At 61.8% G+C, this 8,583-nt stretch carries 8 protein-coding genes; 4 read left to right on the forward strand and 4 right to left on the reverse strand.

Annotation, left to right across the window (positions count from 1 at the left end):
- Positions 1-63 precede the first annotated feature (63 nt).
- The 4 genes from ACR0J1_RS15340 (at position 64) to ACR0J1_RS15355 (ending at position 3,498) form a co-directional block, all read left to right on the forward strand.
- A complete protein-coding gene (locus tag ACR0J1_RS15340) occupies positions 64-930 on the forward strand; it encodes an AAA family ATPase (RefSeq protein WP_480733832.1) in 867 nt (288 codons plus the stop codon).
- Positions 930-2,120 carry a vWA domain-containing protein gene (locus tag ACR0J1_RS15345; RefSeq protein WP_480733833.1) on the forward strand — a complete coding sequence of 397 codons (1,191 nt, stop codon included), beginning with the start codon at positions 930-932 and terminating at the stop codon, positions 2,118-2,120. Before ACR0J1_RS15340 ends, ACR0J1_RS15345 begins: the two co-directional genes overlap by 1 nt.
- An 11-nt stretch (positions 2,121-2,131) precedes the next feature.
- Positions 2,132-2,938, forward strand: a complete 807-nt coding sequence (locus ACR0J1_RS15350) for an XdhC family protein (RefSeq protein ID WP_480733834.1) — start codon at positions 2,132-2,134, stop codon at positions 2,936-2,938.
- A 107-nt stretch (positions 2,939-3,045) separates the two neighbouring features.
- Positions 3,046-3,498, forward strand: a complete 453-nt coding sequence (locus ACR0J1_RS15355) for an SRPBCC family protein (protein ID WP_480733835.1) — start codon at positions 3,046-3,048, stop codon at positions 3,496-3,498.
- On the opposite strand, the gene ACR0J1_RS15360 is transcribed toward ACR0J1_RS15355, so the two are convergent.
- From ACR0J1_RS15360 to ACR0J1_RS15375, 4 genes are read right to left on the reverse strand one after another with little or no spacing between them, the layout of a single operon-like run.
- Positions 3,478-4,500, reverse strand: a complete 1,023-nt coding sequence (locus ACR0J1_RS15360) for an aldose epimerase family protein (RefSeq protein WP_480733836.1) — start codon at positions 4,498-4,500, stop codon at positions 3,478-3,480. The two genes, ACR0J1_RS15355 and ACR0J1_RS15360, sit on opposite strands and share 21 nt — an antisense overlap.
- A 6-nt stretch (positions 4,501-4,506) precedes the next feature.
- Positions 4,507-5,256, reverse strand: coding sequence for a phosphate/phosphite/phosphonate ABC transporter substrate-binding protein (locus ACR0J1_RS15365; RefSeq protein WP_480733837.1), 750 nt, complete (start codon positions 5,254-5,256; stop codon positions 4,507-4,509).
- Positions 5,253-5,864, reverse strand: coding sequence for a response regulator transcription factor (locus ACR0J1_RS15370; protein WP_480733838.1), 612 nt, complete (start codon positions 5,862-5,864; stop codon positions 5,253-5,255). Before ACR0J1_RS15370 ends, ACR0J1_RS15365 begins: the two co-directional genes overlap by 4 nt.
- Entirely contained in the window at positions 5,861-8,251 is a 2,391-nt protein-coding gene (locus ACR0J1_RS15375) for an ATP-binding protein (protein WP_480733839.1), read from the reverse strand. Before ACR0J1_RS15375 ends, ACR0J1_RS15370 begins: the two co-directional genes overlap by 4 nt.
- Positions 8,252-8,583 lie beyond the last annotated feature (332 nt).

Consider the following 8,583-nt stretch of genomic DNA (forward strand, 5'->3'; position numbering starts at 1 on the left):
AGGGGGCTCTGCCCCCTTGGACCCCCGGGATATTTTTAGCCAGATGAAGAATGGATCTTGGTTTTGACTTTGAGCGATGTGCAGAACGGGTTGGCCGCGCAGGGTTATGTTGCCGATGATCGGTTGGCGATGGCGTTGCATCTGGCGCAGGCTTTGGGGCGACCGTTGTTGCTGGAGGGGCCTGCAGGTGTTGGTAAGACCGAGGTGGCGAAGGCTATGGCAGCGTGGCTGGATGCCCGGTTGATCCGGTTGCAGTGTTACGAAGGGTTGGATGCCAGCCACGCGATTTATGAGTGGAATTATCAGCGGCAGCTCTTGGCGATCCGTGCGAGCGAAGCGCAGGGCGGTGTTGAAGAAGCGCAGTTATTTTCCGATGCGTATTTGCTGAAACGGCCTTTGTTAGAGGCTATTTCGCAGGATGCTCCCCCGATTTTGCTAATTGACGAGATTGATCGGGCCGATGAGGAATTCGAAGCCTATTTGCTGGAAATTCTGTCTGACTTTCAGATCACCATTCCCGAGCTTGGTACGGTCGCGGCTAGGTCGCGGCCGATTGTGATTCTGACGGCTAACGGCACGCGAGACTTGTCTGACGCGCTGCGGCGGCGGTGTTTGTACAGTTTTCTGGACTATCCCTCGAAAGAGACCGAAATGGCGATCCTGCGGGCGCGGATGCCCGAGGTTGAGGCGCTTTTGGCGCGTCAGATCATTGGGGTTGTTCAGGCATTGCGCAAGGAAGATCTCGAGAAGGTACCGGGTATCGCCGAGATGCTGGATTGGGCGGCGGCGCTGTCCGGGTTGGGTGTCAACGATCTGGCGCAAGCGCGGGACGAGGTGCAGGCGACCTTGGTTTGTTTGCTCAAGACCGCTGCAGACTATGATGCTGCACCGCCGGAAGTGATGGATCGACTGATCGGAAAGGTGGCCTGATGCAGGTGACGCGCTTTCCGTCCCGGGCTTTGGGCCTTGCCGACCGAATGTCGGGGTTCATGGCTCATCTGCGCATGAACGGGTTGCGTGTGGGGCCAAAAGAGACCGGTGACGCGCTTGCCGCCCTGAATGCGGTTGAAGCGACGGATGTGGATCTGGCGCGGGAGGCCTTGCGCGCGCTGTTGGCCGGGGATGCCGAGGACTGGCGGCGGTTTGACGCGTTGTTCGACGCTTACTGGTTCAATGCGGGCAAGCAGCGCGTGGGTCAGGCGCAAGCTGCGCATGTACGGGTGCAGTCCGCCAAGCCTATGATCTGGCAAGGCTCGGATCAGGACCAGACCAACGCGAATGCGGATACAGATCAGGCAGCCACCACTCCTGATCCGGGCGACGGGGAGGCCGAAGGGATGGACGGGAAGCTTATCGCGACCCGCACGGCCAACCTGTCGCGCCGGGACCTGCGGGAATTGATGGATGAACAGTCTCTAAAACAGGCGGAAATGGCTGCGGAACGTTTGGCCCAGGCCATTCGAGACCGCCGATCGCGGAGGCGGAAAAAGGCGCTGCGCGGTCCTGCGCTGGACATGCGTCGTATTCAACGGGCCAGTCTGGCGCGCGGGGGCGAGCCGATAGACCTCTATCGCCGCGCCCGGCCGCCGCGTCCGATGCGGATCGTGGCCTTGTGTGATGTCAGCGGATCGATGACGGTTTATTCCCGTGTTTTTCTGGCCTTTCTTAAAGGTCTAATCAGCAGCGGCACCGAAGCCGATGCCTATTTGTTCCACACGCGTCTGATGCGGGTTACGGATGCGCTGCGGGATCACGATTCGATCCGTGCGGCGGGGCGGTTGTCGCTGATGGCCGAGGGGTTTGGTGGCGGCACCGACATCTCGGGCAGTCTTGAAGGCTTTCTGAACGGCTATGGGGCGCGGGCGCTGAATGGGCGGACGGTCGTGCTGATCCTGTCGGATGGCTATTGCAGTTCCGATCCGCAGGCGCTGGGCGCGGCGCTGGGGCGGATCCGGCGCAAGGCGCGGCGGATCGTCTGGCTGAACCCCCTGAAAGGCTGGGACCGTTACGAACCCGTCGCCGCCGCGATGCAGGCTGCGCTGCCGCATCTGGATGCGCATCTGCCCGCCAACACCCTGCAGGCGCTGGCTGCGCTGGAACCTCAGTTTCGCAAGTTGTGAAAGGACCCGCCATGCCCGGTTTCGACATATTCGACACGATCGAGGACCTGCGTCAGAGCGGGGACAGTTTCTGCGTCGCCACGGTGCTGCGCACGGCGGATGTGACCTCGGCCAAGGCGGGGGCCAAGGCGGCGATTGCGCGGGATGGGCGGATATTGGGCCATTTGGGCGGGGCCTGTGTTCAGCGCGCGGTCCGGGCGGCGGCCCAGGCGGCGCTGGAAAGCGGTCAGCCCGGCATGATCCGCGTGAAACCCTCGGACAAGGTGGCGGCGATGACGGACCCGGACGGTGTGCAGACCTATAAAAGCGGATGCCCCAGCGGCGGCACCGTCGACCTGTTGGTTGAGCCCTATCAGCACGCGCCGAGGCTGGTGATCTTTGGCGACACGCCGATTGCTGCGGCACTGGCGGCGCATGGCAGTCTGGCCGGGTTGCGGGTTTACGTGCCGAAAGGGGCGGCGGAAGGTCAGACCCGGTTTGACCCCGATGACCTGCCTGCGCTGGGTCTTGAACCGCGGGATTTCGTCGTTGTCGCCTCGCAGGGCAATGGCGACGGCGCGGCGTTGCAGGCGGCGTTGGGCTCGGCGGCCCGTCGCGTGTCGATGGTGGCCAGCCGGCGCAAGGCGCAGGTGCTATGTGACAAGCTGATCAAGCAGGGGATGGATCCCGCGCGCGCGGCGCAGCTCAAGGCGCCCGCCGGGCTGGATATCCACGCCGTCGACCCGCATGAGATCGCACTTTCGATCCTGGCCGAGATCGTGCGCTGGCGAAACACCGATACCGTGAAGGAGAGCCGTGATGATGAAAAGCTGGCATAGATGGCTGCGGGTGATCTGGCCCGCGCGCCCCGAACTCAGCGCAAAAGAAGCGACCGAAGAGGCGCTGCGCGTTTATCCAAGATGTTGTTGATCAAAGGGAAACAGGAATGGAACTGAGTGACGAAATCCGCATCAAGGCCCCGCGCGATGTTGTGTATCAGGCGCTGAACAACGTCGATGTGCTGCGCGACTGCATCCCCGGATGCGAAGAGCTGGTACAGGCTGGTCCCGATCAGCTTGAGGCCAAGGTGGTGCTGAAAGTTGGCCCTGTGAAGGCGAAATTCGCGGGCGAGGTGACGCTGGACACCTCGAACGCGCCGAACGGGTTTTCCCTGATGGGTGAGGGCAAGGGCGGCGCTGCCGGGTTTGCCAAGGGTGGTGCGGATGTGACGCTGACCGAAGACGGGGACGAGACGGTTCTGGCCTACACCGCCAAGGTCGATATCGGCGGCAAGATCGCGCAGCTGGGCAGCCGGTTGATTGCGGGCACCGCCAAGAAGCTGTCAGGCAAGTTCTTCACGACATTCGGAGAGGTCGTGTCAGAGCAGACCGTGCCCTGACCGGGTGATCTGAAATGTGGTGTCGTGCCGGTAGCGTTCCTCTGGATACAGGATGGTCGACGGGAAACCTGGCTGGTTCGGTGCATCCGGCCAGTTCTGCGGCTCCAGCGCGAGGCCAGCGAACGGGCCGTAGGGTTGCCCGTTCAGGCCGATCCGGCCCGCTTCGTCGAGCCCTGCGGCTGAATAGACCTGCAGCCCCGGCTCGGTCGACGCCAGATGCAGGCAGAGCCCCGAGCGAGGACCACAGAGCGATGCCACAGGCCGCAACGCCTGCCGCCCCTCCGAGATACAGAAATTGTGATCAATCGCATGCGTTCCAATCTGGCGGTGGGTTTGGAAATCCAGCGGGCTGCCCATGACCGGTGTCAGTGATCCGGTGGGGATCAGATCGTCATCGACCTGTAGATAGTGTTGCGCATCAATCTGGAGTGTGTGCCCGGCGATGGACTCGCCGCCATCAAGGTTGAAATAGCTGTGCGGGGCAAAGCTGCAGGGGGTGGGGCGGTCGCATTCTGCATCGATCGACAGGCGCAGGGTGTGATCGGCTTCGATCTCATAGGTCGCGCGAACGGTCAGATGTCCGGCAAATCCCATGTGGCCATCGGGCATCTTCAGCGACAGGGTGGCAGCATTTTCGCTGACCGCCTCGATCTGCCAGACTTGACGGGCGCTGCCTGCGCTGCCGCCGTGCAGCGTGTGTTTACCCCGAAAGTTGGCGTCGGTGTGGTGGACCTGTCCGTCAATCTCATAGCACGCGCCACCGATGCGGTTGGCGAAACGGCCAACGATGGCACCGAAATAGGCGCTGCTGTTCACATAGCCGTCGAGCGTTGGCCAGCCCAGAACCAGAGGGTGCGATATTCCGTCCAACCTGAGGTCCTGCAGCGCTGCGCCATAGGTCAGGATGCAGGCCCGCAGCCCACTGTTTTGCAGCGCGATGCGATGCACCGGCTGGCCATTCGGCATTTGGCCGAAGGGGCTGACATTCGGGGCGTGTTGCATGATCGCCTAGGCCCCCTCGGGCGGGTTGGGGATGGTGCGGTATTGCTCTTTAGAGATACGCACGATCCCGTGTAACCCAAGCGCCGCCCGGTCGGTGGGATCAAGCTGTTCGATGGCTGACTGGGCGGCGGCAAAAATCGCATCTTCGTCATTGCCTTGTGCGGTGATCAGGGGCAGGCCCGGGGTGGGCTCGGTCCAATCCAGAACACGCAGCTTTGGGGTAAACCCCTCATGCGCACATATCAACCGCCACGAGACCGCATCCAGTGCGGCGATGTCGGCCTGACCCTCGGCCACCGCGCGGGCCGAGTTCAAATGGCCCCCGGTCTGCAGGCGATTTTCAAACCAGAACCCATGCGCAGCCAGATGCCAGTAGGGCGCGGCATAGCCCGATTGCGAGAAAGTCTGGTTATAGGCGAAGACCGCATCCCGATAGTTCCGCAGACCGTTCCGCGTATCGTCGGCCCGCACCACCAGCGCGCTGCGGTAATAGCCGGGTGGGCAGCCCGCCAGCCCGTAATCCGGCGTGCCCACCAGCGCGACCTTGTCATGCAGCCACGTCCGGTAAGGCATCCCGCAAGTCTGGCTGAGCACCAGATCGGGGTCCTGCCAGACCGAGAACTCCTCGGCCTGCTGCGACAGGTGTTCGGGGCTGTCGATCCCGGCTTGCAGCAGGGTTTGGCGGATCAGGGACCAGTACCGCCTATGTGCCCCCTCAAGCTGCGGGCGGGCATACATCATCAGGCTGGCGATCATTGCATCTGCCCGAACAGCTCATACAGTTCGATGGTGGTTTTGACCCCGACCTTTTGCTGAATGCGCCCCCGGTGGATTTCAACCGTGCGCGGGCTGATGCCCAGTTCGGTGGCGATCTCCTTGCTCGAGGTGCGGGCGGGGTGGGTCAGGATATGCTGCAACACCTGTTCCTCGCGTTCAGTCAGCAGGCCGCGCTTGTCCGCCAGCTCCTGCCGTCGGGCTTTTTCCGTGCGCAGTTGCGCACCCACCTCCCATGCGGATTCGATCCGTTCGATCAGAACGGTCAGGTCAAAGGGCTTCTCCAGAAAATCAATCGCACCGGCCTTGGTGGCGCGCACCGATTCCGGGATACCGCCATGGCCCGAGACAAAGATGATCGGCAGGGTCGAGTTCTGACGGACCAGGTGATCCTGCAGTTCCAGCCCGTCCATGCCTGGCATCCCGTAGTCCAGAATCAGACAACCCGCCGCATCCGCGCTGACCTGATCCAGAAACGATTGCGCATCGGCGAAATGGGTGACCACCATGCCCCGCTTTCCCAACGAGCGGGACAGGGCAATGCGCACATCATCATCGTCATCGACAATGTAGACGGTGGGCTTGGTCATGACGCGCCCTCTGCATCGCTGTCGCTGCGGCGCAGGGTGAAACAGAACCGCGCGCCGGATGTGCCGTTGGGGTCATGCCAGATCGTGCCGCCATTGGCCTTGACGATGGTGCGGCAGATCGACAGGCCCAGACCCATCCCGTCGGTCTTTTGGGTATCGAACGTGTTGAACAGGGTCACATCGGCGCTGACACCGGGCCCGTTATCTTCGACCCGGACCTCGACAAAATCCGCCGTGATTCCAGTGGTGATGGTGATCCGACCCGCCGGGACCGGCGCGCGCGCCAGCGCGTCGATGGCGTTGCGCAACAGGTTGACCAGCACCTGCGCGATCTGCGTCCGGTTGCCGACGACCTGCGGCAGAGAGGTCGCGGCATAGGTCAGCGCGATGTCATGCACCCGGGCCTCGCCCTCCATCAGGGTGACGGTCTGCCGGATCAGACCACCCAGTTCGAACGGGATTTGCCGCCCGCGATCCTTGCGCACCACGTCGCGCAGGGCGCGGATGATGTCACCGGCGCGGCGCGACTGCCGGTCGATATCGGTCAGAATCTGGCTCAGCTCGGGGTCGGGATCGCCGATTTCCTCAAGCGTGATCTTGGCCGCGTCCACATTGTAGGAAATCGCGCTCAGCGGCTGGTTCAGCTCATGCGCCAGCCCCGAAGCCATCTCACCCATCAGGTTCACCCGCGCCACATGCGACAGATCCCGGCTGAGGCGGCTGGCCTCATCCTCGGCCTGTTTGCGGTCGCTGACATCGTCGACAATGGCAACCGCGTGATCCGGCACGCCGTTTTCATCGCGGATCAGGATCGCATTCACCCGCAGCCAGATGGTCGAACCGTCCTTGCGGATAAACTGGTTCTCGGCGATGAACTCGGAATCCTGCAGCAGCGTTTCGCGGAACTTCACCGCGATCTGCTGGCCGTCTTCGGGCAGAGTTTCGGCCAGCGTCATCTTTTCCAGCTCACCGGGTTGGTAGTCCATAATGTCACAAAGCTGTTCGTTGACCCGCTGGAACCGCCCGGTCTCCGGCGAGATCTGCGCCATCCCGCGCGACGCCAGATCGAATGTACGGCCATAGGCGGTTTCGAACCGCTGCCTTTGCCGCACCTCCTGCGCCATTGCGGCGCCGCTGTCTTCGAGCTCGCGATAGGGGCTGTGCACACCTTCGTCAGGGGTGATCTCGCCGCTGGACAGGCGCTGTGTCTGGCTGGCGAAGCTGCGTACCGGGGCATAAATGCGGTCGGCCAGTGCCAGACCTATAGCGCCGGTCAGGATCGCGATCGACAGTGCAATCCAGATGCCCTGCACCCGGTTTTTCTTGATCTCGCCGATGAAATTGTCTTCGGCGGCGTAAAGCCCGATCAACCAGTTCAGGCCGGGTTCCGACACGTCGATCAGCATGGCGACGTAATCCTGACCATCCAGCTCGAAATCGGTATGAACGGGGCCTTCGACCCCGGCGTTGTCTCCCTTCACCAATGTGCCAAACGCCTGACGTGCCAATGCGTCGTTGATCTGGTCCACCATCGGCAGTTCCGGATTGTCGAAGTCCGCATTCTGGTCAATCAGAACCAATGTTGGATGCGCCAGGACCGAGCCATCCTCGTTCAGAACCAATGCCGCGCCGCGTCGTTCCGACCAGATGTCCAGCAGAAAGCCCGACAGCGCATCAATTTGAATGTCGATGCCCAGAATGGCGCGGATTTGGCCCGCATCGTCCAACACCGGCACGCCATAGGTGATGCCCGGTTGCCGGGTGGTGTAGAAGATATAGGGCTGCGTCCAGATCGGAGCCTTCGCGGCATCGACCATTCTGAACCACGGACGGGTGCGGGCCTCGTACGTGTCGGTCTGGGTCTCTGCGGTCTCCAGCAGAGTAAAGTGGTCGTTGCGCCATTGAAAATCCGCCGGATGTTCGGTGATTTCGGGCGCAAAGGGCGGGATGACTTTCGTGCGGTAACGGCCGGGTTCCTCGGTGCGCATGACGTAAACAAAACGCCCGGTGTCATCGGCCAGATAAATCCCCGCCAGCTGCGGAGCGACCTGCAATTGCTGAAAGAAATGACTTTCCAGTGCTGCGATATCGTTAATGTCCAGCACATCCTTTTCCGCCAGCCGCCGCGTGGCATCCAGAACCTGCCGCGCCGGGTTCAGAAAGTTTTTAACCTGACCGATGACATTGACGCTGACCTCGTTCAGCGAAATGCGAGATTGCCGTAGCAGCGCGTTTTCCGAGCTGACAAAGGTCGATAATGTCACCGACAGCACCGCCACAAACTGCAGCCCCGCCAGACACAAGGCCAGCGTCGCGCGCAGCGACCTGCGCCTGCGGGCGGGTTCGGCCTGATCCCGGCGGAAATCCTGTTGCGCTGTGCTGTCCAATCTTCTGTCCAGATGGTGGTTGCGGATCGGTTCGGGCCATGATGCCCGCGCCCTGGCCCCCAAGCCTATACGTAATCTAACGTATAGACACGTGCCGATTGGTTTCGCTTTCATCTTTTGCATCTGGGTGGCTGATTCCAAAACCATGTTTTGGGTCGATCAGGCATTCCCATAAGGCTCAAAAAAGACTGACAACAGGAGTGTCAAAGTGCTCAATAAATCTTCAATCACAGCGGCTGTAACTGCTGCGTTTCTAGCGCCTGCGGCGTATGCAGAGGAGTTTATCACGATTGGGACGGGTGGTGTAACGGGAGTTTACTATCCGACGGGTG

The sequence above is a fragment of the Ruegeria sp. CJ3 genome (assembly GCF_056536725.1).

Bases quoted from the DNA above. Each gene is read 5' to 3' on its own strand.
- ACR0J1_RS15370 (WP_480733838.1), bottom strand. From the start codon at position 5,864: ATGACCAAGCCCACCGTCTACATTGTCGATGACGATGATGATGTGCGC.
- ACR0J1_RS15365 (WP_480733837.1), bottom strand. From the start codon at position 5,256: ATGATCGCCAGCCTGATGATGTATGCCCGCCCGCAGCTTGAGGGGGCA.
- ACR0J1_RS15350 (WP_480733834.1), top strand. From the start codon at position 2,132: ATGCCCGGTTTCGACATATTCGACACGATCGAGGACCTGCGTCAGAGC.
- ACR0J1_RS15360 (WP_480733836.1), bottom strand. From the start codon at position 4,500: ATGCAACACGCCCCGAATGTCAGCCCCTTCGGCCAAATGCCGAATGGC.
- ACR0J1_RS15345 (WP_480733833.1), top strand. From the start codon at position 930: ATGCAGGTGACGCGCTTTCCGTCCCGGGCTTTGGGCCTTGCCGACCGA.
- ACR0J1_RS15355 (WP_480733835.1), top strand. From the start codon at position 3,046: ATGGAACTGAGTGACGAAATCCGCATCAAGGCCCCGCGCGATGTTGTG.